The 26,230-nt window shown below is 35.4% G+C and carries 29 protein-coding genes and 1 tRNA gene; 17 read left to right on the top strand and 13 right to left on the bottom strand.

Annotation, left to right across the window (positions count from 1 at the left end; translation table 11 throughout):
• Positions 1–569 precede the first annotated feature (569 nt).
• From CUC15_RS07770 to CUC15_RS07750, 5 genes are read left to right on the top strand one after another with little or no spacing between them, the layout of a single operon-like run.
• Positions 570–815, top strand: a complete 246-nt coding sequence (locus CUC15_RS07770) for a hypothetical protein (RefSeq protein WP_024030851.1) — start codon at positions 570–572, stop codon at positions 813–815.
• A 16-nt stretch (positions 816–831) separates the two neighbouring features.
• On the top strand, positions 832–1,200 hold the full coding sequence (locus tag CUC15_RS07765) for a spore coat protein (protein WP_114916113.1): 369 nt from the start codon (positions 832–834) through the stop codon (positions 1,198–1,200).
• A gap of 18 nt (positions 1,201–1,218) precedes the next feature.
• Positions 1,219–2,355, top strand: coding sequence for a zinc-dependent alcohol dehydrogenase (locus CUC15_RS07760; RefSeq protein WP_114916112.1), 1,137 nt, complete (start codon positions 1,219–1,221; stop codon positions 2,353–2,355).
• 17 nt (positions 2,356–2,372) lie between these two features.
• Positions 2,373–2,567 (top strand): hypothetical protein, encoded by a 195-nt coding sequence (locus CUC15_RS07755; RefSeq protein ID WP_114916111.1) that lies wholly within the window; start codon positions 2,373–2,375, stop codon positions 2,565–2,567.
• 18 nt (positions 2,568–2,585) lie between these two features.
• Positions 2,586–2,885 (top strand): spore coat protein, encoded by a 300-nt coding sequence (locus CUC15_RS07750; protein ID WP_066400456.1) that lies wholly within the window; start codon positions 2,586–2,588, stop codon positions 2,883–2,885.
• A gap of 152 nt (positions 2,886–3,037) precedes the next feature.
• On the opposite strand, the gene CUC15_RS07745 is transcribed toward CUC15_RS07750, so the two are convergent.
• A complete protein-coding gene (locus tag CUC15_RS07745) occupies positions 3,038–4,135 on the bottom strand; it encodes an L-dopachrome tautomerase-related protein (protein WP_114916110.1) in 1,098 nt (365 codons plus the stop codon).
• A 707-nt stretch (positions 4,136–4,842) separates the two neighbouring features.
• Positions 4,843–4,915 (bottom strand) — tRNA-Val (locus tag CUC15_RS07740).
• Between the two features lie 219 nt (positions 4,916–5,134).
• Here CUC15_RS07740 and CUC15_RS07735 point away from each other — a divergent pair.
• From CUC15_RS07735 to CUC15_RS07710, 6 genes are all read left to right on the top strand, one after another.
• A complete protein-coding gene (locus CUC15_RS07735) occupies positions 5,135–6,865 on the top strand; it encodes an ABC transporter ATP-binding protein (protein WP_114916109.1) in 1,731 nt (576 codons plus the stop codon).
• Entirely contained in the window at positions 6,855–8,690 is a 1,836-nt protein-coding gene (locus CUC15_RS07730; RefSeq protein WP_114916108.1) for an ABC transporter ATP-binding protein, read from the top strand. The genes CUC15_RS07735 and CUC15_RS07730 overlap by 11 nt, the downstream gene beginning before the upstream one ends.
• A 54-nt stretch (positions 8,691–8,744) precedes the next feature.
• Complete coding sequence (locus CUC15_RS07725; RefSeq protein WP_114916107.1) at positions 8,745–9,470, top strand: alpha/beta hydrolase; 726 nt, start codon at positions 8,745–8,747, stop codon at positions 9,468–9,470.
• A gap of 118 nt (positions 9,471–9,588) precedes the next feature.
• Complete coding sequence (locus CUC15_RS07720; protein WP_114916106.1) at positions 9,589–10,107, top strand: YjcG family protein; 519 nt, start codon at positions 9,589–9,591, stop codon at positions 10,105–10,107.
• Positions 10,104–10,526, top strand: coding sequence for a GNAT family N-acetyltransferase (locus CUC15_RS07715; protein ID WP_114916105.1), 423 nt, complete (start codon positions 10,104–10,106; stop codon positions 10,524–10,526). The genes CUC15_RS07720 and CUC15_RS07715 overlap by 4 nt, the downstream gene beginning before the upstream one ends.
• Positions 10,527–10,865: 339 nt before the next feature.
• Complete coding sequence (locus tag CUC15_RS07710; RefSeq protein WP_114916104.1) at positions 10,866–11,567, top strand: DUF421 domain-containing protein; 702 nt, start codon at positions 10,866–10,868, stop codon at positions 11,565–11,567.
• Between the two features lie 28 nt (positions 11,568–11,595).
• On the opposite strand, the gene CUC15_RS07705 is transcribed toward CUC15_RS07710, so the two are convergent.
• The 3 genes from CUC15_RS07705 to CUC15_RS07695 form a co-directional block, all read right to left on the bottom strand.
• Positions 11,596–11,835, bottom strand: coding sequence for a hypothetical protein (locus CUC15_RS07705; RefSeq protein ID WP_114916103.1), 240 nt, complete (start codon positions 11,833–11,835; stop codon positions 11,596–11,598).
• A gap of 101 nt (positions 11,836–11,936) precedes the next feature.
• Positions 11,937–12,146 carry a hypothetical protein gene (locus tag CUC15_RS07700; RefSeq protein ID WP_114916102.1) on the bottom strand — a complete coding sequence of 70 codons (210 nt, stop codon included), beginning with the start codon at positions 12,144–12,146 and terminating at the stop codon, positions 11,937–11,939.
• A 220-nt stretch (positions 12,147–12,366) separates the two neighbouring features.
• Positions 12,367–12,633: a hypothetical protein gene (locus CUC15_RS07695; RefSeq protein WP_114916101.1), complete on the bottom strand. Its 267-nt coding sequence runs from the start codon at positions 12,631–12,633 to the stop codon at positions 12,367–12,369.
• A gap of 436 nt (positions 12,634–13,069) precedes the next feature.
• On the opposite strand from CUC15_RS07695, the gene CUC15_RS07690 reads away from it, so the two are divergent.
• Entirely contained in the window at positions 13,070–13,537 is a 468-nt protein-coding gene (locus CUC15_RS07690) for a CotY/CotZ family spore coat protein (protein WP_114916100.1), read from the top strand.
• A 67-nt stretch (positions 13,538–13,604) separates the two neighbouring features.
• On the opposite strand, the gene CUC15_RS07685 is transcribed toward CUC15_RS07690, so the two are convergent.
• Both CUC15_RS07685 and mgtE read right to left on the bottom strand, forming a co-directional pair.
• Positions 13,605–14,129 (bottom strand): CotO family spore coat protein, encoded by a 525-nt coding sequence (locus CUC15_RS07685; RefSeq protein ID WP_114916099.1) that lies wholly within the window; start codon positions 14,127–14,129, stop codon positions 13,605–13,607.
• A 77-nt stretch (positions 14,130–14,206) separates the two neighbouring features.
• Complete coding sequence (mgtE, locus tag CUC15_RS07680; protein WP_114916098.1) at positions 14,207–15,592, bottom strand: magnesium transporter; 1,386 nt, start codon at positions 15,590–15,592, stop codon at positions 14,207–14,209.
• A gap of 424 nt (positions 15,593–16,016) precedes the next feature.
• Between mgtE and prpE the strand changes: the two genes are divergently transcribed.
• On the top strand, positions 16,017–16,757 hold the full coding sequence (prpE, locus tag CUC15_RS07675) for a bis(5'-nucleosyl)-tetraphosphatase PrpE (protein WP_114916097.1): 741 nt from the start codon (positions 16,017–16,019) through the stop codon (positions 16,755–16,757).
• On the opposite strand, the gene CUC15_RS07670 is transcribed toward prpE, so the two are convergent.
• Genes CUC15_RS07670 through yjbM form a run of 3 tightly spaced genes read right to left on the bottom strand, consistent with a single transcriptional unit; the run spans position 16,750 to position 19,106 of the window.
• Positions 16,750–17,643 (bottom strand): RluA family pseudouridine synthase, encoded by an 894-nt coding sequence (locus CUC15_RS07670; RefSeq protein ID WP_114916096.1) that lies wholly within the window; start codon positions 17,641–17,643, stop codon positions 16,750–16,752. The two genes, prpE and CUC15_RS07670, sit on opposite strands and share 8 nt — an antisense overlap.
• 15 nt (positions 17,644–17,658) lie before the next feature.
• Positions 17,659–18,468, bottom strand: a complete 810-nt coding sequence (locus CUC15_RS07665) for an NAD kinase (protein ID WP_114916095.1) — start codon at positions 18,466–18,468, stop codon at positions 17,659–17,661.
• Between the two features lie 29 nt (positions 18,469–18,497).
• Positions 18,498–19,106, bottom strand: coding sequence for a GTP diphosphokinase (yjbM, locus tag CUC15_RS07660; RefSeq protein WP_114916094.1), 609 nt, complete (start codon positions 19,104–19,106; stop codon positions 18,498–18,500).
• Between the two features lie 144 nt (positions 19,107–19,250).
• On the opposite strand from yjbM, the gene CUC15_RS07655 reads away from it, so the two are divergent.
• The 4 genes from CUC15_RS07655 (at position 19,251) to CUC15_RS20250 (ending at position 21,763) form a co-directional block, all read left to right on the top strand.
• Complete coding sequence (locus CUC15_RS07655; RefSeq protein WP_114916093.1) at positions 19,251–19,820, top strand: CYTH domain-containing protein; 570 nt, start codon at positions 19,251–19,253, stop codon at positions 19,818–19,820.
• 89 nt (positions 19,821–19,909) lie between these two features.
• Positions 19,910–20,296, top strand: coding sequence for a globin domain-containing protein (locus CUC15_RS07650; protein WP_114916092.1), 387 nt, complete (start codon positions 19,910–19,912; stop codon positions 20,294–20,296).
• Positions 20,297–20,314: 18 nt separating this feature from the next.
• Positions 20,315–21,205 (top strand): ClpXP adapter SpxH family protein, encoded by an 891-nt coding sequence (locus CUC15_RS07645; RefSeq protein ID WP_114916091.1) that lies wholly within the window; start codon positions 20,315–20,317, stop codon positions 21,203–21,205.
• A 381-nt stretch (positions 21,206–21,586) separates the two neighbouring features.
• Positions 21,587–21,763: a hypothetical protein gene (locus CUC15_RS20250; RefSeq protein ID WP_205317671.1), complete on the top strand. Its 177-nt coding sequence runs from the start codon at positions 21,587–21,589 to the stop codon at positions 21,761–21,763.
• Positions 21,764–22,092: 329 nt separating this feature from the next.
• On the opposite strand, the gene pepF is transcribed toward CUC15_RS20250, so the two are convergent.
• The 3 genes from pepF to mecA form a co-directional block, all read right to left on the bottom strand.
• Entirely contained in the window at positions 22,093–23,904 is a 1,812-nt protein-coding gene (gene pepF, locus CUC15_RS07640) for an oligoendopeptidase F (RefSeq protein WP_114916090.1), read from the bottom strand.
• Between the two features lie 132 nt (positions 23,905–24,036).
• Entirely contained in the window at positions 24,037–25,230 is a 1,194-nt protein-coding gene (locus tag CUC15_RS07635) for a competence protein CoiA (protein WP_114916089.1), read from the bottom strand.
• A gap of 181 nt (positions 25,231–25,411) precedes the next feature.
• Positions 25,412–26,080 (bottom strand): adaptor protein MecA, encoded by a 669-nt coding sequence (gene mecA, locus CUC15_RS07630; RefSeq protein ID WP_114916088.1) that lies wholly within the window; start codon positions 26,078–26,080, stop codon positions 25,412–25,414.
• Positions 26,081–26,230 lie beyond the last annotated feature (150 nt).

Here is a 26,230-nt window from a genome sequence, read left to right as displayed (position 1 = left end):
CCTTATTATTGGTTAGATTTACAATGTCTGTTATAAGACGTATCTTCAATAATAAATACGATTTATCTTAGATCGAGGTTGTTAATCAACAATAAGAGTCAAAAAGAATATAGGAATATTTGAAGAATGATTAAATCTGCATATTTGTTTCAATTATTCACATTTTTTCTCTACATTAACTTAAATATCCTACTGATTTTCTGTTAATAAGCACCGAAAACGGTCGTTTATGGATATAAAACACTCAAAACATAAAAAGCCCTGATTTTTCTGCTTAGCATAGAAAAATCAGCTTGTCGGCAGGACCCCAATAATAGACACTTTTAAGTAGATACAGCTTTAAGTTTTCATTTTCTTTTCCTAAGTTGTATGGGTTAACCCTATGCCCTTATAAAATATATCGAATATTTATTAGCGATACCTTATGAATGAATTTTCACTACATTATGATTAATCCAGCCATTTAATCAGCGTTTTTCCTACCTCTTAAAAAAACTATTAAAGAATGATTCATTATATATTTGGAATAATACCTTTGTGTATAGTTAGTCAAAAAGGAGGGAACCAAAATGGATATTCAAAAATTAGCTGATCATGAGTCATTGGATCTACATGAAGTTATTAATTTTAAAACCCTATGCTTAGCGAAATCAAAACTAATGCAAGGACTGGTATTTGATCATGATTTGAGAGCATTAATGCAAAAAGATGTTGAACAATCCATGCAAGCGCTTGGAGAATTACAGGCAATTTATCAACGCGCACCTTTTGAAGCTCCAGTTCCTCAAAACCGGCCAACACCAATAATAAATTGAAAAGGAGGCAAATTCATTGAACCAGGACTATTTAGACCCTATAAACGCGCTACACGTACCAGAGCTAGCAGATACCACATTTGCGATGGATTTACTTCTTCGTGCCAAAGAAGGTGTGCGCAATATTGCTGTCGCATTAACGGAGTCTGCATCACCTGATGTTAGAACCCTCTTACGAAACCAGTTAATGCAAGCTATTGCCATGCACCAAGAAATTACAGAACTAATGATTAATAAAAAATGGTTCCATCCATACGAACTAAGTGAACAGTATAAACTAGATCAACTCTCTGCCAACAATACATTGATGATTGGCAAAATGAATCTATTCCCTGTTGAGACCAATAGAAAAGGTATGTTTGACCGGACACCTGATGATCACTAACACTGGAGGCTGTATAGCATGAAGGCAGTAACGTATCAAGGTATTAAAAATGTTGTAGTCAAAGAAGTTCCAGATCCAAAGATTGAAAAGCCAGATGACATGATTATTAAAGTAACGAGTACAGCTATATGTGGGTCTGATTTACATTTAATTCATGGCATGATTCCTAACCTGCAAGAAAACTATGTGATTGGTCATGAACCAATGGGAATCGTCGAAGAAGTTGGTCCAGGTGTGACTAAACTAAAAAAGGGAGATCGAGTAATTATTCCCTTTAATATAGCATGCGGTGAATGCTTTTTTTGTAAAAACCATTTGGAAAGCCAATGTGATAATTCTAATGATAATGGTGATATGGGTGCCTATTTCGGATATTCTGGTACGACGGGGGGCTATCCAGGTGGGCAAGCTGAATATTTAAGAGTGCCATTTGCCAACTTTACTCATTTCAAAATTCCAGAGACTTGTGAAGAACCAGATGAAAAGTTAACAGTTATTGCCGATGCAATGACTACTGGTTTTTGGAGTGTTGACAATGCAGGCGTAAAGGATGGAGATACAGTTATTGTTCTTGGCTGTGGTCCGGTTGGTCTTTTTGCTCAAAAATTCTGTTGGCTAAAAGGAGCAAAGCGTGTCATTGCCGTAGATTATGTAGACTATCGTTTGCAACACGCCAAACGTACCAACAAAGTTGAAATTGTAAATTTCGAACACTTTGAAAATGTGGGAATGCATTTAAAAGAAATGACGAATGGCGGCGCTGATGTTGTCATTGATGCAGTTGGTATGGACGGTAAAATGACTGATATAGAGTTCCTTGCTAGCGGAATGAAACTTCAAGGGGGAGCGTTTAGCGCGTTTATCATCGCTTCACAGGCAGTTCGAAAAGGCGGAAACATCCAGGTCACAGGCGTTTATGGTGGAAGATATAATGGATTCCCAATGGGTGATATTATGAACCGAAACGTCAATATACGCACTGGGCAAGCACCTGTGATTCATTATATGCCATATATGTTTGAATTAGTTTCGACCGGAAAAATTGATCCAGGAGATGTCGTAAGTCATGTACTTCCACTTAGTGAGGCAAAGCGTGGCTATGAGATTTTTGACACAAAAATGGATGATTGTATAAAAGTCGTGTTGAAACCTTGAGGAAGGAGGTAAAAAAAATGAACTACGCCTTACATGAAGTTCTTGAGGTCCATGAGATGGCTGCATTTAAGACCACTTGTTTAACTAAATCCAAAACGATGAAAGCATTAGTTACAGATCAGTTATTAAAAGATATTATGCAGCAAGACATTGATGTATCTACGCGACAATTACAAGAATATGCTTCTATCCTTTCCAACGCTAAGAAGTAAATTAGGAGATGAATAAACATGAATCCAATCATTGAAACTTTAACTGGCATGGACGCACTATCGGATCAGGTCGTTGCAATGGATCTACTCATTTCAGCTAAAAGTGGAATTAGAAATTATGCCATGGCAGTTACGGAGGCAGGAACACCGGAAATTAAAGAAATGCTCACTCGCCATTTAGTGGAAGCTCTTGATATGCATGAACAAATATCCGCATATATGGTAGAAAAAGGATGGTACCATGCTTGGGATACAAACGAACAGATCAGTTTGGATTTAAATAATATCAATACAGCATTGAACTTACCGACATTATAAAAATTTCCAGGAACAGTTTAACACTCACCAAATAAACTGTTCCTATTAAACCATTTTGAGTTTATTTGGCAGAAGTAAATAAAGTTAATACTTCTTGCTTACTCGTGTTTGTTTTACACTATATAATGAAAACAATTAATTAACTATTTTTATTATGAAAAGGTCGGAGTAGGAAATTCATCAATTTTGATACGAAGTAAACTATAAGGTTTCTGTCGTAAGTCTTTTCCATAATGAAATCTAGGCTGTCGATGTAATTGGTTAACAATGACATACAAATATTGATCCGGACCAATTGAAAAAGTATCCGGCCACAAAATTCTCGGATCATGTGCGATAGTTTCCATTATGCCATTTGGCAATATCTTACGGATACTGTTGTTTTCATAATCTCCAGCATAAACAGTTCCCTTTGCATCGGTGATCATTCCATCAGACGCACCTTTTTCTCCCCAATACTCCACATGATAAGGTAAATCCATGTCCGGTATCGTTCTGTCTCTCAGGGCTTCTGTTGAGATCGAGAACAAATGACGACTGGTTAGTGGAGCAAAAAATAATATCTTTCCATCGGGAGAAATCGCAAGACTATCAGACGCCAATCTAAATGGAGAAGTTGAACCGTCTTTGTTTCGATTCATTAAAATTTGACCTTCTACTTTCGGTAAAAAATAGGGATCGGGTGAAGTTGAATTTGCCCCATTTAACCGTCTAAACGCGTTTCCATTTGATAAATCTACGACGATAATAGCTCCTGGTCCTCTTGAAGAAGAATCCGTTATATAGGCATAACCTGCTTTTCCAACACGAAAATCAAAACGGACATCATTCAGATAAGTTGTAGGCAGGACAACATCTTCTGTAAAGGTATATACTTTTCTTATTGTATTGGTTTCTAAATCAACAGCGACTAATTTTGCCCCCCCTTCAATAGGTTCAGAAAAATTGGGTGCCGCTGTATCTAATATCCAAAGCGTTCCCCTTCCATCAGCAACTACACTTTGGACACTGATGAAAGTCATTGTGATATTCTCGGGGTTAACCAAATTGGTTTGTAAATTAGGATAAGGCTGCAATTTATCCTCAACAATTTCTGTCACCGTAAATTTAACATCGTCTCCCCATTTCGGAAAGCAAATGAAAATACGACCGGTTTCTGAAACAGTAACACCTGTAGGCATAGCCCCATAAAATGCATAAACTAGTTCTAAATTACCGAAATATTTTTCACTAGGTAACATAGGTTTCATAATATCCTCCTCAAGCATTCAAACGGGATATCTCATATATATGATTTATATTTTTTCTAGTGCATGTTTCTTAATAAGTTTTTCTATACGAAAAGATGATTGAATTGATTGTTTTCGAAATTTAATAAATCTGTCAGAAGAAAGGAAACATTTTAATTTAAAGGTCTCCAGATGAAGTAGAATTCAATTAGCAGGTAGCGAAGTTCAATATTCCCGAATCAACGTTAAGCTGTTATAAATAAAAATTAGGAAAATTCGCTTTTTTTCTTTGTGAAGAAATGTACTTAAGCTAAACTGCCCCGTTAGCCATTCATGAAGCGCAAAAACCTGCGCTTCACCACAGAGAATGAATGTTTGTTTCTATGTCTATAATGACTTTTGGGTACATTCACAACAATCTTGTCTCAGCATTTAAAAAAATCATAAAATGCTGGGTCTAGTTTGTTTTTGTCTTTTTTAGGATTTTCGGATGTAAACTTCCATGGTAGTTTAAGTACATTTCTTCACAATCTCATAATTAAGTGTACCACATAAAATATCTGAAATTTAATAAAATACATAAATAAAATTGATTTAAACAGGTGTTTTTCTTTGCCTTTTACAAGAACAAATATTCTATTTTCAAAAACTGTCATCAGAGTGTCATCAAAATTATTTTAAACAATAAAAAAACGCTCAATCCCTTATAGGACAAGCGTTTTAATAAATGATTCCGATTGGGCTCGAACCAACGACCTCTACCCTGTCAAGGTAGCGCTCTCCCAGCTGAGCTACGGAATCGTATGGAATAATTGGTAACTATTACTATAATCGCTTTAGCCAATTCTGTCAACATCAAAATATCTCCTCGTAAAATTTCCAAGCGTTTACTCCTTCTCTCGGGACCTCTAACCCCTACCCAACTATTTACTTCGCCCCTCGAAATACTAAACTAGCGAAAATTCCGCCATCCCATTATAATAATAACAAAACTGCATTATTTTATTATGGAGGGTCAATGTGAGAAATGTCCTATCATTTTTAAAACCGTATAAATTCCCCGCAGTATTTGCATTTTTATTGATGCTTACTGAATTAGCCATTGAACTTCTTCTCCCATTATTCCTTGGAAAGATGATTAATGATGGGGTACTGAATCAAGATATAAGTAATATTGTGATGTGGGGATGCATTATGCTTGGCCTGGCTATCCTTTCACTCGCGATTGGTGTAACAAATTCATTCTATTCATCGCATGTAAGCTTTGCATTTGGATATGATCTAAGACAAAAATTATTTGAGAAAATTCAATCATTCTCTTATAAAAATATGAATCAATACCCAACTTCTGCACTCGTGACACGTTTTACCAACGATGTGCGTCAAATTCAAAATACAGTATTCATGTCTCTTAGAATCATGGCAAAGGCACCATTAACTGTTATCGGTGGTGTGACGATGGCATTTATTGTAAACGCTCGACTAGCACTCATATTTCTAGTAACGGTACCTCTATTAATCGTTTTCCTATTATGGATTATGAAGTATGCAAGTAAAATGTTTATGAAATTGCAGCATAATGTGGATAATGTCAATCGCGTGATGCAAGAAAATCTAGTTGGCATGCGTTTAATTAAAGCATTTATGAGACGTGATTACGAGGAATCTAGATTTGATGAAGTAAATGAGAATTTGGCAAACACAACAAAAACAACTTTCCGAATGATAGAAGCTTCCATGCCGGTTTTACTCTTTGTAATGAACGTAAGTCTAATTATTATCTTATGGTTTGGTAATGCACAAATTGGCACAGGGCAAACGGATGTTGGTCAGGTTGTCACAATTGTAAATTATGCATTAAGAGTAGCAATGTCAATATCCATGTTTTCCTTTATCATAATGATTATTTCCCGAACAAAGGCATCTGCTGAAAGAATTGATGAGGTTTTAACTGTTACAGTTGATTTAAGCGACATGCCAGAAGCAAATCCAAATTTATCTGTTATGAAGGGAAAAATAGAATACAACAGGGTTTCCTTTTCCTATCCTGATACAGATAAATCGGTGCTGAGAAATATTTCTTTCGTATTAAATCCCGGCGAAACATTAGCCATAATGGGTGCGACAGGTTCTGGAAAGACTTCCCTCTTCCAGCTTATTCCAAGACTTTATAATCCGACAGAGGGTCAAATACTTGTAGATGATCAACCGATAACCACTTATCAATTGGATCAGCTTCGCGGAAGTATTGGTTATGTTCCGCAAAGTCCATTATTATTTACCGGTTCAATCAAAGATAATATTGCTTGGGGGAAAACGAATGCTACAAAAGAAGAAGTTATTCAAGCTGCAAAGGATGCACAAATCCATGAAACGATTATGGATTTACAAGATCAGTATGATACAAAAGTTGGTCAAAAAGGAGTTAATCTCTCGGGCGGGCAGAAGCAAAGGATTTCGATTGCCCGTGCGTTTGTCCGTAAACCAAGAATATTAATGCTTGATGACAGTACAAGTGCTCTTGATTTAGCAACGGAGGCAAAGCTCCTTAAAGCAATCCAAACCTACCAATGCACGACATTGATTATTACTCAAAAGATTTCAACAGCTAGTACTGCCGACCGCATTGTATTACTAGACGCTGGTGAGATTCTAGCAGTCGGCACACATGAGGAATTATTAGCCTCCTCTTCACTTTATAAGCAAATAGTTGAATCTCAATTTGGAAAGGAGTATGCACATGTCGAATAACGAATTAAAGGCACCTTTTCAATATAAAAAGATTCCAATCGATCAACATTCTATAAAAGATAAGAAGAAAGCAAAGAATACGACTGAAACGCTAATGCGAATTTGGTCCTATCTAGCTAGAGAAAAAGGGAAATTATCACTCGTCATTCTTATGGTCACCATCAGTGCAGTTCTTAGTTTATTAGGCCCGTATCTAGTTGGTACCGCTATTGATGAGTTTATTGTAACGCAGGAATTATCTGGATTTGGTATGTTACTCATTAGCTTGCTATTCATTTATCTCTTTCAATCTTTATCCTTATTTTTACAAAACTATTGGATGATTGGAATTGCTCAGAATACTGTTTATGATTTACGAAAGGATTTATTCAAGCAATTTCACCGACTTCCAATCTCGTATTTTGATAAACGTCAGCATGGAAATTTGATGAGTCGCTTAACAAATGATATTGACAACGTGAATAACGTACTTAATTCATCAGTTATTCAAATTTTTTCTAGTGTCTTAACCTTAGTAGGGACTTTGGTTGTAATGCTGCTCCTCAGTCCTATTTTAACACTCGTTACAATGATTATTATTCCGTTGATGTATATTGCTACTAGATGGATTACAAAGCGTACTGGACCACTTTACAAAATGCAGCAAAATGATTTAGGCGAGATCAATGGTTATATTGAAGAGGTTTTATCTGGACAGCATGTTGTACAGGCCTATTCACAAGAAAAAAGAGTAATCCATCAATTCGAGCAGAAAAATAATCAGTTAAAGCAGACAGGATTCTGGGCCCAAAATATAGCTGGGTTTATCCCAAAAGTTATGAACACATTAAACTTTTTAAGCTTTGGATTAATCGCTCTAGTTGGTGGGATTCTGTCGATAAACACCTCCCTTGTAACAGTTGGGATAATTGTCATTTTTATCGAATATTCACGGCAATTTACTAGACCATTAAATGAACTTTCCAATCAATTTAATCTACTGCTTTCAGCTGTGGCAGGTGCAGAACGAGTATTTAATGTCATGGACGAGACACTCGAGGAAGAAGATGAACAAGACGCATTAAAAATTACGTCGACTGTTGGGCATATTATTTTTGATAACGTATCTTTCGCCTATGAAGCTACACCAATACTAAAAAATATAAGCTTTGAAGCCAAACCAGGAGAAAAGATTGCTTTCGTTGGTCATACTGGTGCAGGAAAAACGACGATTATCAATCTTATCTCCCGCTTCTACAACTATGATGATGGAAGCATTACGCTGGGCGGAAATGAATTAATTAAAATTAAACGTACCAGCCTTCGTAAGCATATGGCATTTGTCTTGCAGGATTCCTTCCTTTTCCAAGGAACGATTCGCGAAAATATTCGATACGGTCGGCTAGATGCAACGGATTCAGATGTTGAACAAGCAGCAATGGATGCCAATGCCCATGAATTTATTAAACAGCTGCCGAATGGGTATGAAACAATTCTCGATCAAGAAGGAAGCGGGATTAGTCAAGGTCAAAAGCAACTGCTAACGATTGCTCGCGCACTTATCGCTAAACCTTCAATTCTTATTCTTGATGAAGCTACAAGTAATATCGACACCATTACAGAAATAAAGATTCAAGATGCCTTGCACCGCCTAATGTCAGGAAGAACAAGCTTCGTAATTGCCCATCGTTTGAATACGATTCAGGATGCTGACCAGATTATTATGCTGGAGCATGGTAAAATAGTGGAAAAGGGAAACCACGAAAAACTTATAAAGCAAAAGGGTCATTATTATCAATTGTATAAAGGACAGCTAATAGAGGAAGCAAATGAAACATTAGAGTAATCCAATATTACGTGATAAACTATTGCTAAACTTAACATGCTTGAGGTGAATAGGATGGGTAGAAAAGGTACCTTTATTGACAGGGAAATCAAAAGCAATTATTTAAATGAAGTTAAGACTATTAAGATATATTTGCCTGAATCATTTTCTCCTCTTAATAAATACAATCTTTGTATTATGCAAGATGGGAATGATTATTTCCAGATGGGAAGAATAGCAACTTTAAGTGATCGTCTTCACACGGATGGTGAAATTGAGAATACAGTGTTTGCTGGCATTCATTATAAAAATAGAGCAGATCGCCGCAAAAAATATCATCTTGAGGGCGAAGAGCACGAAGCTTATACAAATTTCATTGTTCGTGAAGTAATACCTATGCTGGATGAAATTATCCCAAATCTCCAGATGGGAAGATCACGAGCATTAATTGGAGACTCGCTTGCAGGGTCATTCGCCCTTTCCACGGCAATTCGCTATCCAAATACATTTGGAAAAGTAATTATGCAATCCCCTTATGTTGATGATGTATTACTTCACAAAGTAAAGGAAGCAACAACTCTTGAAACACTTGATATTTATCATACAACCGGTACTGCGGAAATAGAGGCAGTCTTATCTGATGGTGAAAAGGAAGACCAGCTGACACCAAATCGAGAGCTGCACCAGTTAATAGAAGAAAAAAATGCTAATTATATGTATGATGAACTAAAAGATGGCGACCATACATGGAAGTACTGGCAAAGAGATATGGAACGAGTATTAACGACAATGTTTAACTAATGCTTTATTTAAAGGTAAAATAGTCTAAACTCTGCTATAATAAATAATAAAATATTATGTTCTAAAAATGTTCCGAAAATAAAGATTACAACTATATCTTGATTGAGGAGGCTTTATTATGAAATATGGTATTACAATTTTTCCATCGAAACCAATCCAGGACGAGGCAAACTCTTATCGAAAAAGGTATGATCCACATTATTCATTAATACCACCACATTTAACATTAGGGGAACCTTTTGAATTTGATGAGAAATCAGTAGATCAATTAATTCATGATTTAAAGGTTATCGCTAATGAAACAAAACCTTTTACTATCAATATTAATAAAGTCAGCACATTTACACCTGTCTCAAATACCATTTATTTTAAAGTAGAACCGAATAAAGAACTTCTAGAACTAGAAAGTAAAATACATCAAAGTAAATTCAAAATTGAAAGAGAGCATGCATTTGTACCGCATATTACAATCGCTCAAAAGCTTACGAATGATGAATATTCTGATGTTTTTGGCCGACTTAATATGGATAAATTCCAATTTGAAGACAAAATTGATCGTTTTCAATTACTATATCAATTAGATAATGGATCATGGACAGTGTATGAAACGTTTGTTTTTGGAAAGGAATTAGTATGATCATCAAAATAGTAGAATCAGATAACGAATTACAGCAAGCATACAAAGTACGAATGGAAGTCTTTGTAAATGAACAAAAAGTGCCGGAAGAAATTGAAATAGATGAACATGAAGATGCTGCAACTCACTTTATTGGTTACGAGGGTGCAAAGCCAATAGCAGCAAGCCGTCTTCGTTTCGTTGAGGAATATGGCAAACTTGAGCGGATTTGTATTCTAAAAGATTACCGTGGCAAGTCCCACGGGATGGAAATCATTAATGCTATGGAGTCTGTTATTATCGATAAAGGATACAAACAAGCTAAATTAAATGCACAGACACAAGCTGAAGGTTTTTATCAAAAACTAGGATATGATACAGTATCTGGCGATTTCTTAGATGCTGGTATTCCCCATGTAACAATGATTAAACAATTATAGAAAAAACGGGCATTCCACTTATATATAAGCGGAATGCCCGTTTTCTTTGGTTCTTTTCATATAATTACTCACTATTTAGATAAACTTCGGACTAACATAGTTAAGAGATTTCTCTCAGGCCGCTCGCTTAATAAGTACACTTCGCGCACCTTAGGGGGGATGGTGAGTCTTCTTGTGCTGCGCATTTCGAAGTCTCGCTTAGGCCCTTCCTCCAGCAGGAGTCTTTGTGTACAGTGATGTTAACCTCTACTATCACTAACATCAGACTAATCATATGAATTATTTCATCATGAACTGGTTAAGATAAAAGATGATACTTACATGAGGAGTATATTTTATATGTTTAATTATTTTCAAATGTTTACAGATACAATGTTTGGTTTTATTGCCTTGTTTACTTTAACGAAGCTACTTGGAAAAACACAAATTTCACAGATTACAACATTTGATTTTATTTCCTCTTTATTGTTGGGGGAGCTTGTAGGGAATGGATTATTTGATCCTGAAGTAGGGATTCTGCAAGTTGGTTTTGTTGTCCTTCTCTGGGGAGGTTTAATGTACATTACAGAAATTATTACACAGAAATACAAATCTACCCGTTCATTCATTGAAGGCAGCCCGTCAATTATTGTTTACAATGGGAAATTAATACGTGATGTAATGAAAAAAAATAAACTTGATATAAATCAGCTTCAGCATCTACTGCGTGCAAAAGATGTATTTTCCATACAAGAGGTCGAATTCGCCATATTAGAAACGAATGGAACATTATCTGTATTAAAAAAGTCATCCTTTCAGACGCCTATTCGGAAGGATTTAAAATTAGCTCCACAGGATGTCGATTTATCAACAACATTAATAAACGACGGAGAAGTTATTTATGATAATCTTTTAGAAAAGGATCTCACAGAAGAATGGCTCCTTCAAGAATTAAAGGAGCAGGATTTTGAACACGTTGAAGATGTATTCTATGCTGAATATATCAAAGGAGAAAAGCTGTTTCTCCAGCCATTTACTAATCATACAAACGAGAAGGTCTGAGGATTTACAGGTATTTTACTTAGTACTATTAAACGAATTGATTAAAGTACCTGCCTTTTCCTGTTATTATTTCATCTGGTATTACTTGCTGAGGGGTTTGATACGTACTTGTAAACGTTCGATCAAACTGATTAGCAATTTCTTGATGTTTCTTTTCCAGAACCACTTTAAATGGGCTGTCGATTGAACTAACTTTTCTTTTTTCTGCTGATATCCGCTTTTGATAATCACTATATTGGTACATTTCTATTGGTAGAATATATCCCATTATTCCCTCTCCTTCCTACTGTTACTATACATTACGATGAAAGTGCTATTTTACGTCCGTTTAAAAACAACTATATTAACTTCTACCCTATCTTTCAAAAATTATGCTTTATTTTCCATATATTTCTCTAATTCTTTCATCATTCCTTCAATTGATTTTATCCCCTCAATAAAATCTCCTTCCCATTTAGCTGCATTACTTTCAAATGTATGCATCTTCTTTTCTGGATGCTGAAACCATTTCTCATTTTTATCTAAATGCTTTTCAATGTCTGTAAAATGTTTCAGCCAAGGCAAATCTGGCCCCTTCATATTCCATCCCCCTCATATATAATGTTTAGGCTCTTACTTTTGATTGGTAAATACATCTTCATAATTTAAAAATCCAATGATTTAAAAAATAGAAAGCAGCTAAGTTCAGCTGCTTTGATAATCTATGCTTTATAGCATTGTTCAATGATGATTTTGTTTTTATGTGAGAGGAGATCTTTATTTTTCTAATCTTCTTAATTAATTATTATTTTCTCCCAACCTAAAACCAAAACGGTCTTCTTTCATTTCTTTCTTCTCTTCTTTCTTCCTTATTTTGTTCTCTTGATTCCTTGTGTTCATGGTGTTCATGGTGGTCATGGTGGTCTTGGTGGTCATGGTGGTCATGGTGTTCTAGTACTTCCTCTTCTTCTCTTCGCTCTCTCCTATTGCCAAAGAATGGATCTCGACGGTGTGAATTCTCAATGAAAACATTATCAGCCTTAATCACTAAATCTTTTACGTGAATAACTTGCTTTTTATCAGACATATTCCCACACTCCTTCCATTAGTCGATATTAGTTTATGATACTCGCTTAAATTAGACATGGTCATTCGCCCTGTTACGAAAATCTTTCGTTTATATTTTGTGAAAAAGCGGATTAATGACCTAGATGTTCGAGCGGCACAGCCTAGAGTAGCGGGCTTCCATAGGATTTGGTGACTTCTATGTTGCCCACAGGATATGAGCATTATTAATAGAAGTTCCTAGACTGTTTTAGCGTGAGCAAACGATCTTGCACACAGGAAAAGCTTTTTTCTTTTCCAAGGAACGGAAAAATTCAACTTGTCATTTTAGCCCTGACTTTTTGAACAAACTCCTATAGGTATTTTCTACAGAAATATATGCAAATGCCCACACCTTCCATGTCGTCCCACATATTGTATTAAAGAAAGTCAATACATTTTTGAAAGGAGTAATTACCATGGGTTGTGGAAAAGATTTCGACACAGGTAACTGTGTAGCTGATATTCTAAAAGAGATAGTCGAAGCTCAGAACGATATCGTAGAAAATTGCTGTGATACTGGCTGCGAACAATCAATTAATGATCTACTAGGTGAGACGGATAATGGAAATGGATTAGATACTGTTCCAGTTATCTTATATAATAAAGATGGCTCACCATTTAAAGGATTTGGTGCACCAAAAGAACATCATAAAATTGGAGAAATTGTAGCTAGCTTCATATTCAGAGTGAAAAAAGTATTTGATGACAATTGTGCTGTTCTTGAATTATTACTATCGGATGGGGAAACTTGCGGACATGACCATCTTAAAGATCCAACAGATCAAAACACGAAACATTTAGAAGCTACTGGTATTTGCATCACTGTTAATTTAGATTGCTTCTGCCACGTAACATGCTTACCAGCAATTAATGCTTTCCGCTAAATAAATCAATATAAAAACACCATTTAATTGGGTAATCCCAACTTCATGGTGTTTTATTTTGTACTTATTAAAATCCGATTAAGCGAATTTCTGTGATGCTTTCAAATAGAATGGATGTTGCAGCTGACCTTTTGCCAACCTGCATAAATACTGTACCATCACTGAAATCAGTAACTATCCCTCGATAGGATTTATCTTCTGTTTTTATTTCACATTTTATTTTAGGAGCATATGTTGGTGAATCAGCTAAATATAGCAGCTTCTCCTCAAGTGTCATTTCTTTAAATTGCTTTTTCCTATTAGTTGTTGGTTGCTCATTTTCCTTGTTGGGCTTTTCTTGATCAGCAATCTCATCAACGTTTGCCAATTCTTCCGTAACTTTTCCCATTAATTCTCGCTGAAATGTATTATACTTTTTTCTTTTGTTCGGTACAGCAGCTGGTTTTGTTTGTTTCGTTACTGCTTCGGAATTTATTGCATCTTTTCGCTTATTTGGTGTTGTATAATGATGTTGCATGGGTGCTTCCGGTATTTTTATACTTGGCTGTTGAATATAAAGCATTGGTTCATTTGCAAATTTCTTGTTGCTCATTAAATCTTCTCCCCTTTCTTACCCACTAAACTAGTATATGTACCCAGTTTTTATTTGTGAGAAGGAAGGGAATAAATCTAACTCAAATATGCCATAAATGTAGTTGCTAAACCAAAATAAATTAATATAGAAATAATATCATTAATCGTTGTTATAAATGGACCTGAAGCAACTGCTGGGTCTATTTTTAAACGATCCATTATCATTGGCACAAGTGATCCAGCAAAGGTTGCGACAGTTAAAGATGCCATAATTGATACACCAACTAATATACCTAAGTAAATATCGCTTTTCCAGAAGTATATGACAAGCATAATGACGATACCACATACGGTACCAATCATTAATCCAGTCGTAGCCTCTCGTACAATTAATTTCATTTTCCCAAGTTTTTCATATTCCCCTGTCGCAAGACCACGAATAGCAACAGCAAGTGCTTGTGTACCTGAATTACCCGCCATTCCGCCAATTAATGGTATGAAGATTGCTAATACGGCAACCTGATCTAATGTTGATTCAAACTGACCAATTAAGCTTGCTGTAAATAACCCTAAAAATAATAAAATAACTAACCATGGCAATCGCTTTTTAGCTGAAGAAAAAGCAGTATCATTCGGCCGGTCTGTGTCTGACATCGCAGCTAGCTTGGAGTAATCCTCACTCGCCTCTTCTTCCATAACATCCAAGATATCATCGACAGTTATGATTCCGAGTAAATGATCCTGAAAATCCACAACTGGCAGTGCAAGGAAATCATAATCTCTAAACATTTGTGCGACTTCTTCTTGGTCCTTACCAACAGATACGGCGACAATCTTTTCACTCATAATTTCTTCTATTCTGGTATTTTCATCCGCAACAATAAGATCACGCAAGGACAGCACACCAACTAATCGCTTAACATCATTTAGTACATATAAGTAGTAAATCGTTTCTGCATTTGGTGCTTCTTTCTTTAGATGCCGCATTGCTTGTTCCACCGTTTGTGCTTTGAATACTGCAACATATTCCGTCGTCATAATACTTCCGGCGGTTTTCTCTTCATAGTGAAGCAATTGTTTTATTTCGTCTGCCGCTTCCTTATCCATAATCGTTAAGAAGCTTGCAACCTCTTCTTTGTTCAATTCATTTAATATATCTACAGAATCATCCGCAGGCATATCGGAGAAAACCATTGCAGCGAATCGTGGATCCATCTCTATGAAATATTGCTTCGTTTCCTCCAATTCAATATTTATCATAATTTCCGCAATCTCTTCTGGAGATAAATAAGCATAGATTCTCAATCTATTTTCCTTTGATTGTTCAATGAAGAACATCGCTTGATCATACGGATGTATCGCTAAAAATTCTTCTCGAAATTCATCTAAATGCTCGTTAGCTAACGCTGTTTGAACCTTCTGCCAGTGCTCCTGATACTTTTCCTCATATTGATCATCATAATTCTTTTGTGTATCCTCCATTTACTCACTCCCCTTGCCAACTACATATGTAAGATATAACATACGATTAAAAAACAATTTAATTGAGTCACTCGGTAATTCAAATAAAAGACAACTTATGATATTCCCGGTCATTCCTATTCTAAACATGCTACTAATCCCACTAGTAATTTTAGGAGTAATAATTACTCATTTGGTGTACAATTACAATAGATATTAATATTATTTCATTCAATATTTTATTTAAACTACGTGCAATATAATAATCGAATCCAATTTGTATTGCAATTCTTTTTCAGTATAAATATAAGAATGTATATATTCCCGTGATGAGTTAGGCCAAACCCAGCGCTTAAACTGCTGCAAGACTTTCCTCATTTTTATACGTCGGCTAATCGGGAGGTTCCACTTTTGATCATCTGTTTATGAAAGAGGTGAATATTAGATGAAAATTGACGTAATTGGTGATATTCATGGTTGTATGGAGGAACTATGCAATCTATTTGATAAACTGGGATACAAACTGGAGAATAATATCTTTATTCACCCAAATGATAGAGTACCTATCTTCGTCGGTGATATTACAGATCGTGGACCAGACTCACTCTCAGTCATAAGACTTGTACACAATATGGTTGTTGTCCATAAAAAAGCCAGATACGTACCCGGTAATCATTGCAATAAATTATATCGATTTTTTCTAGGGAATAATGTGCTTCATCGCTATGGTCTGGAAACAACCGTTGCCGAATATGAAGCATTGCCAAAGAAGGAACAATTAAAAATCAAAAAGATGTTTATATTACTTTATGAACAGGCTCCATTGTATCTGCAAGTCCCTGAGGTAAATGCGATTATTGCCCATGCAGGAATCAAAGAAGAGTTGATTGGGCGGACTGACAAAAAAGTGAAAACTTTCGTCCTTTATGGTGATATTTCTGGCCAGTTCGATGCCGATGGAAGACCCATTCGCAGGGACTGGGCTAAGCACTATCATGGTACACAGTGGATAATCTACGGACATACTCCTGTGAAAGAGCCCCGGATGGTAAATAAGACGATTAATATTGATACTGGCTGTGTTTTCGGTAATGAATTGACTGCGTTTCGTTTGCCTGAAGAAGCAGTCGTATCGGTTCCATCAAATCAGCCATTAATAGAAGAGAAATTTAGTTATTTTAATTAGCTTCCTCCCCTAATTTGCTAATTAAACGAAGCATATCCTCTGGAAGCGGACACTTAAGATTGATTATCTCTTTTGTAAACGGATGCTCGAAACTGATTTCGACACAATGTAATGCTTGACGCAATATTCTATCAACACTGCCGCCATATAAATCATCCCCTAACAGGGCATGATTTATATGGGAAAAGTGCACTCGTATTTGATGGGTTCTTCCTGTTTCAAGTTCAATTTCAACTAGACTTGTATCCGCGAATTCTTCGATTATGTGATAGTGTGTGATTGCCCTTTTCCCTGTTTCAATTACTGCACGTTCAATAATGGATCCTTCTTTTCGATCAATCGGTGCATCAATTGTTCCACCCATAGGATCAAGATGCCCTTTGATAATTGCTTGGTATTTCCGCTTAATTGCCCCTTGCTTTTGTGAAGCAGCAAGTATCGAATGGCTGTATCGATCCTTTGCAATCAATAGTAAACCCGATGTATCTCTATCAAGCCTTGTGACTACATGAATTGTATAAGGTATATTATTTTTTTCATAATATGCTAACACACCATTTGCTATCGTTCCTTTAGGATGATTTCGTGACGGAATCGTAGCAATACCAGCTGGTTTATTTAGAACGATAACTGCATCATCCTCATACACAATCGCTAGCTCAATATTCTCCCGAATCATATTATCACCAATGGTTTCACTAGGTAATATAACTTCTAAATGATCTCCCTCTGACAAACAAAAGCGTACAGTTTGTGGCACACCATTAACAAGTATCCGTTCTTCCTTCTTTACAGCTGTTAACATTCTTCTTGAAAATGCTTGATTCTTTTGTAAAAAATCACGGATAATCAATCCATGATGTTCTTTTTTGATTACCCAATTCATTCTTATTCTACCTCACTAAAACAAATACTTATCTTCCGCAACAAATGAATCTCGAACTCGATTCCAAAATGGAAACTGTCTGAACCTTGCAAAGCGAACTTTCTCTTTCGCTACATGACAATGAATCGAATGAACATTTGTAAAACTTTTCGTAAAATGATCAATTGCAATGATAAAGCTGCTGTCAACCATAGGTTTTAAAATGCATGGGTGATGCTTTGGCAAAACAAGAGGTGAGCCAATTGTACGGAATACACGGTTATTAATTGATGCCATTTCGGTTAATTGGATTACTTCTAAAGAAGGATGTAAAATTGCTCCACCTAGCGCTTTATTATACGCTGTACTTCCTGTTGGTGTTGACACACATATCCCATCACCGCGGAAGGTTTCAAAATGCTCCCCTTTAATCTCTACATCAAGAACTACCGAGCCTTCAATCGTTTTAATCATTGCTTCATTTAATGCTAAAAAACTATCTTCCTTCCCACCTGTTTTTGAACGAATCGTCACTTCTAATAGAGGGTATTCTACAACCTGGAAAGGTGTTTTCGCAATTTCAATTACTAATTTCTCTATCTCACTCGGTAAATAATCCGCATAAAATCCTAAGTGTCCAGTGTGTACCCCAATAAAAGCAGTCGATTCCAAACGATGGACATATCGATGGAATGCTTCTAAAAATGTACCATCACCACCAACAGATATGACAAGATCTGGTTCTTCCTTATCGTATACTAGATTAAAATCTGTTAAATATCGCTTCATCGTTTCTTTAATTTTATCCGATCGGTTATCACCTTTTGAAACAATCTTGAATTTCAATTAAGTCATCCCCTATGATTAACTTATTTTTATTTTCTATGAAAAATCCTTTGTGCTTCTTGGATCTCATGTTTAATTTTGGACATCTCTTCATCTAACAAAAATGCAGCCTCTGCAGCATTTTGTAATCTTTCTTTAATCTCTGTTGGAATTCTTCCATCATATTTATAATTTAAAGAATGCTCATTTGTTGCCCAAAAGTTCATTGCCAAAGTACGGATTTGAATTTCCGCGAGTACCATCTTTCTCCCATGAATCATTTCGACTGGATATTCAATGATCATGTGATATGAGCGGTATCCACTTTTTTTCTTATTTGTGATGTAATCTCTCTCTTCAACGATTGTAAAATCATTTCTTGTTCGCAGCATATCTACAACCGTATAAATATCATCAACAAATTGACACACTACACGTAAACCAGCAATATCCTGAATTTCCTTCTCTATGTTTTCTGCAGCAATTTCTCTTATCTTCACTTTTTCGATTATGCTAGGAATTGGCTTTACCCTCCCAGTCACAAATTCAATCGGTGAGTGACTTGATTCGAATTCGAACTGTGGGCGCATCCCTTTTAACTTAACTTTTAATTCTTCGACAACCTGTTTATAAGGAGCTAGAAATTCTACCCAATTCATCTGTTGACACCTCTGTATCCATAAAAATTATAGCTTATATCATTTTAACATACTAGCTACAGAATGGTTATTCATTGCATATTTTATTATTATTAGCCATAATCAATAGTACCTAATTTTTTATACTGGAGGCCGCAGCAAAACATGGCACAGGAAATTGAAATTGAATATAAAAATTTACTAACGAAAGATGAATTTCAAAGATTATTGGATAATTTACCTTTCCCTGAATATAGTGAAGTACAAACCAACTATTATTTTGAAACTAAGGACTTCCAGCTAAAAGAAAATGGAAGTGCACTCCGAATACGCGAAAAAAATGGAAGTTACCGTCTAACATTAAAAGAACCACATACACTTGGACTACTTGAAACCCATGATGTGTTAACGAAACAAGAAGCAACCGATTGGGTTAACGGTAAAATCATACCAAAAGAGCATATCGCGAAGCAATTATTGGAAAAAGGAATCGCATTTGAATCCTTGAGTTACTATGGGAGCCTAATAACAGAGCGGCGTGAAGCGCAATATAAAGGCGTTTTAATTGTCTTAGATATTAGCAAATATAATGGAAAAACAGATTATGAATTCGAATTAGAAGCACAGAATAAGGATGTTGGTTTAGAAACATTTCTTAACATCTTATCTGAATATAATATTAGAAAAAAGCAAACTCCGAATAAGATTCAGCGTTTTTTCGAATCTTTACCATAGTAGGAAGTATTAACTAGATTCCAATCAGATTTGTTGCTCATCTATAGTTCCATTGTTACAATATAAGCAAATGCGAGGTGAACTGTACTATGACAACAATAAAGTATGGAACAATATATAAAGCAATCGGCGGATATGATGCAGTAGAACGCCTAAATACTGCTTTTTATGCACGTGTTGCACAACATCCTGATTTAATACCTATCTTCCCAGAAGATTTAACGGAGACTGCAAGAATTCAGTTACTCTTTTTTGTACAATTTTTTGGCGGTCCAAGGCTATATGAGGAAGAACGCGGCCATCCAATGTTAAGAAGGCGGCATCTTCCATTTGAAATAACACCAACAAGAAAAGATGCATGGTTAGAATGCTTGGAGGGTGCACTTATCGAAGTTGAAATTGAAGAACCCATTCGAATAGCAATACTTGAAAGATTAACCCTAACTGCTAATCACATGATGAATACACCGGAATAAAAGAAAGGAGAATTCGATGTGAGTTGGAATCAAGAGCTTACCGGCTCAAATAAAACAAGCACATCGGCAAATTATCGCTATTTAAATCTAGTACAAAAACCGATTGAACTATATGTTTTCATTGATCCTCTTTGTCCTGAATGCTGGTCACTGGAACCTTATTTAAGAAAGCTTGCAATGGAATACGGACGCTTTTTTACAATACGTCCGGTTGTCACAGGATTATTAAATTCCATAACTAAAGATTCATTTGGTCAACCACGAAAACTAAAAGAAATTTGGGAACGAACTGCGAAACGAACAGGTATGAGCTGTGATGGAGATTTATGGTTAGAAAACCCTGTCTATTTCCCAACCATCGCCTCTCTCGCAATTAAAGCTGCTGAGTTACAAGGTAAAAGAGCAGGTCGAGTATTTTTAAGGAAATTACAAGAAAGCCTTTTTCTTATGAAACAAAACATTTCAGAGAAAGATGTTCTCATCCAGATTGCAGAAGAAGCTAAACTTGATATTGATGAATTTGAAACTGATCTATACTCCACTTCTGCAAAGAAGGCATTACAAGATGATATTAAATTAACAGAAGAAATGGAAGTGGATTATATTCCGACCATTGTCCTCTTTAATCAGGAAGTGGACGAACAAGGAATAAAAGTATCTGGTCTTTATCCTTATGAAATTTATGAACTTGTCTTACAAGAAATGTTACAAAGAAATCCAATTCCATCTGAAAAACCACCACTGGAAGAGTTTATGAAGCATTATGAAGTGGTAGGAAGCAAGGAGATTTCTGTTGTTTATAATTGGACATTAGTAAAAACAGAAAAAGAAATGAAAAAACTGCAATTTTCCCGAAAAGTAGAAAGAATCCCAGCAAAATATGGATCCTTTTGGAAATATATTAGTTAATACAAATAGCCTGAATTATTAAGGCTATTTTTTATGGGTAATGAATAGATAGCCTTAATTAACAGTGTTTGTTATTAGATAAAGTATGAACTAGGCTGTGATTACAGACTGTGAGCAATGAGCAATACGATATATAAAGGCAATAAAAAAAGGATATACGGGGCAGCGTATATCCTTTTATCCGTTCTTTGTATAAATACAAAGGGGGGGATGGGAGAAAGTTTCATGATCAAACAAAAGGGGTTTTTGTTTGTAATTAACTTACAAATTTATTGTACCAATTAATTATATAAAACACAATAACCATGTGTATATTTTCACAAAACGTTCACTTCTATTTTTATATTCTCATTCATATAATGAAAACAGGAGGCTGATTTTATGGAAAATATCTATCCTTTAATATTTATTTTACTAACTTTATTTTCCTTTGTGTTAAATATTTTAGGTTTAATGCAGTTGATTCCTCTTTATTTTACATTGCCATTATTATTTATTTCAATTTATTTAACGATTTATTCATTGACACACCGAAATATTTATCGAAGGATGAGATGAGGATTTTATATGATAGATAAGGCTTCGGAGCGCCCTCTCCTTGAAAGCGCTTATATATCTTTTATAAAATAAGGGATATACGGGGCAGCGTATATCCCTTTATCCGTTCTTTGTATATACAAAGGGGGGATGGGAGAAAGTTTCATGATCAAACAAAAGGGGTTTTTGTTTGTTTACTAAACTAACAATTATATTATAACAAGCGATTAATACGATATCAATATATTTGTTCATATTTTCACATATTGTTCACTTTTAATTACAGGGTTTGTAAAATGGGAAACTGATATTCAGTTCCCCATAAGCCTAGTTGCCTTTCAGCAAACAAGTTATCCTAATAATATTTTTTCCATTTCATTTAGCTTTTCTTCAAATACATCAAGCGCATTTAAAATCGGTTGTTTCGATGTCATATCAACGCCTGCTTTTTTCAGTACTTCAATTGGAAAATCACTGCTTCCGGCTTTTAAGAAGTTAAGATAGCGTTCAACCGCACTTTCGCCTTCTGTTAGAATTTGGTTCGCTAGTGATGTTGCAGCAGAGTATCCTGTCGCATATTGATACACATAATAATTATAGTAAAAATGGGGAATTCTCGCCCATTCTAAGCCAATTTCTTCGTCAGATACAACATCTTCACCATAATATTTCTTATTTAGCTCATAATATATTTCAGTAAGTTTATCCGCTGTTAATGCTTCACCGTTTTGTGCTCTCACATGAATATCATGTTCAAATTCAGCAAACATTGTTTGACGGAATACCGTTCCACGAAAACCTTCCAGGAAGTGATTAAGAATATAAAGCTTTTGTTTCTCATCATCTAAATTATTTATTAGGTATTCATTCAGCAATGCTTCATTACATGTAGATGCAACCTCTGCAACGAATATGGAATAGTTGCCATAACGGTATGGCTGTGATTTTCTTGTATAATAGCTATGCACCGAATGTCCAAGCTCATGTGCTAACGTAAAAGTGTTATTCACATCATCCTGCCAGTTAAGCAGGATATATGGATTTGTGCCATATGCACCTGATGAATACGCTCCACTTCGCTTACCTTTATTTTCTTCAACATCAATCCAGCGATTACTAAATGCTTCTTTCAAGATTTCACTATATTCACTTCCAAGTGGAGCTAGTCCTTTCAATACATATTCCTTTGCTTCATCATAAGAAACCTTCATATCTAAATCCTGTACAAGCGATGTATAGAGATCATACATATGAAGCTCGTCTAATCCTAAAACTTTTTTCCGTAATTTCGTATAGCGATGTAATAATGGTAATTTTTCATTTACTGCTTCTACCAAATTATCGTACACAGACTCAGGAATATTATTGTTGTCTAATGCTGATTGTCGTGCGGAATCGTAATTTCGAATCTTTGCAGAGAAATTATGAACCTTTACATTTCCACTAAGCGTTGATGCGAATGTATTCTTGAATTTTCCGTACGTATCATACATTGCTTTAAAAGCATCCTTACGCACCTGGCGATTTTTTGATTCTAAGAATTTACTATATCGTCCATGTGTTAAATCAACCTCTTCCCCATCCTCATTTTTAACCGATGGGAACGTTAAGTCTGCATTATTTAACATACTAAATGTTTGTGATGCAGTTGAAAGTGGCTCTGATACTTCTGCCAGCAATACTTCCTCACGCTCACTTAATATATGTGGGCGCTGTCTTGTAATTTCATCTAATACTTTCTTATACAATCTCAGTTCTTCTTTTTCTTCTAAGAAAGCATCAATTTTACCTTCATCCATTGCAAGAATCTCTGGGACAACAAAGCTCATTGTACTTGATGCTAATGTAAGTACCGTTTCTGCTTGAGAATTCATTTCTTGATAGAATGAATTCGTTGTATCCTGATCATATCGCATATGTGAATATGTATATAGCTTTCCTAGTCTCTCAGAAAGAGTATCTTGGAGCTTCAACAATTCAAATAGCGTGTCCGCAGATCCCCCCAATTTCCCTTGATATTTTGATACTTCAGGAATTGCTACTTGTAAACTCTTTAACTCTTCTGACCATTGATCATCACTTGCAAATATATCTTCTAATTTCCATGTTAATGATTCTGCTATTTCACTACGTTTTGGTAATTCTTTTGTCGATTTTGCCATTATAGTTCCTCCTTATTCAGCTTTACCATTATTAATTCGAGATTTAATTCAAAAATTCCTTTAATATTCCCTATTTCGTTAGTATACCGAAGTATATTCGTTTCATGCTCGTTTTTTGCTCATTTATGCCTGTTATGTCTCTGGAGTTTTATTATGAAGCGAAATGAATTTATTGATTAGCTCTTCGTCACCTCTTAAAGCTGAATCGATGTGATTATAAAAGGTAATCGCAGTCAGCTTCTGATATGTTGTAGCAGAGGTTTGTTTTATTAAGTTCAGTTGTTCTAATTGATTGAGATATTGTTTAATTGGATGGTCGTTAGAATGGATTAATGGGTATGCTTCCTTTTTTAGAAGCTGTTTTTTAAGAAGATGTTCACAGTTTCGGAGCGAAAATTCGTTTCCAATTGGAAGTTGCTCTAAAAGATCAATGCAAATTCTACTCTGCCAGTTCCAGGTCGGAGAAACTATTCGATACGAGGAGACAATCGGCAAATGGATAATTGATGGTAAATATTCAAGATAGGTTCCCTTCAAGTATAACCACTGGAACCATGCTAATTCATTGCCATACAATTTCTTTCGCTGTTTTAAGCGAAACTTAACTTTCTCTTTCCTCCAATGCTGATATAATTCAAAACTTGAGAATGTTTCCGTTATAAAGAGGTCTTTTATATTTATTCTCCTTAAAGACATTATCTTAAATTTTCCTAATGCTTGGCCGACTCTCGTAAGATATGGATTCTGAATCATGATAAATGTTAGTGTGATTGGGCAAAAGTAGTATAAAACAAGTGGGGTGTTCTTAGAAAATTGATGTGTTAAATGAAGGGTAAGCTGATCAAGTTTAAAATGATTTGCGGATTGCCTGATTAAGCGGTTCTCTCCTAATATCCAAATTGGGATGATACCAATTTTCTTGTAGCCATTATTTCTCTTCTTTACCTGCTCGATTGGAATTTTAGAGCATTGGTATTCAATTGCAATTCTACGTTTATTTATTGTTAGCAAAATGTCTGGTCGCTGGTTAATTTCTGAGATATACGCTTCCAATTCAACGTCAAGCTCTTGACTTTTCAACCAATTGTATAATAATAATTTCCCTTGCTCATGATACTTACCTTCCCCACCATCACTTGCAGGACAATCAATAATCGAGTGATGTGCGAAATGAGGAATAACCTTGGAACCGACTTTCATAATTACCTTCCCTTTACATACCGGACAATAAAAGTTAAGTTGCTTTTCCTTTAATTTCTTTAGTTCAACACGTGACAACATTGCTAGTGTAATGGCATTTCCTTCAGCTGTATTTGCCTGTAGCACATATTCACCTCCGTCAATAAAACAATTCGACAGAGAAAAACAAATTCCTGCTTGAAAAACATTAGAAAACTTGGCTGTCACCAAGCCTTTTGGTGACAGCCTTAGTTGCACTTATGTAGTAAGAAAGTTTTTATACTTTCTTAACTACTAAAAAAATAGACACCCTTCTGTAAAAGAGTGTCTATGCTTGTAATGGAAAATATGAACGAACCTGTGCAAAGGTATCTGATTCAAATATAGTCTTTCCGTATTCCTCAAGGTAATGAATTGACATATCGGAGTCATTGGCAAATTCCAATACTTGACTAATGATGTTCTCCTGCTCATTGTCATCAAGTAAATCCTGGGAGAAACCGATATATAAATAATATTTATCATTATAATGATATAGTGCATCTTCTATAGTACCCGAAAAGTCTTGGAAATAATGACTTAACTGAATAACATCTTCAAAATCATTAAAGTCAACAATGATCCATAAAGTTTCTTCTGTAATGTCATCCTCATCATCTTCATGAATATGCTCCACATTTTTACCGAATTTATCCTCTAGCATTGTTTCAATCGTTTCTTCATCAAAGGATTCATCGGGATGTAACTCACCATTTTTAAGTTTGGCTTTTGTAACCACGATTTCCAGCCCTTTTTCTAATGCTTGAACTTGAATCCATAATGGTCCTTCAACACTGAAATCTTCCTTATAATTTACTTCATCCATCATTTGCCAAAATAGCTGTTCACTTCGTTCGCGATTATACCAAATTTCTTCTCGTTCAAACCCGAGATCCTCAATATCGATATAAGAAATATAAAACTTTATTGTGTTTTCATTTATTCTTTCTATCTCCATTTTTGTTTCTCTCCCTTCACGTAGAAAACTATCCTGCGCTTTTGTTCTTCCTAAACTTTTTATCGTAACTTTCCTTTTGTTATAAACAGTTAGGCGGAAGAGACAATTTACCATTTTCTAATTTAATTGAGAATGAATTCTGTATTACAA

This window comes from Oceanobacillus zhaokaii (assembly GCF_003352005.1).
GTDB lineage: Bacteria > Bacillota > Bacilli > Bacillales > Amphibacillaceae > Oceanobacillus > Oceanobacillus zhaokaii.
Note: the sequence above shows the minus strand (reverse complement) of the source record. Positions and strands in the feature narration are given on the sequence as shown.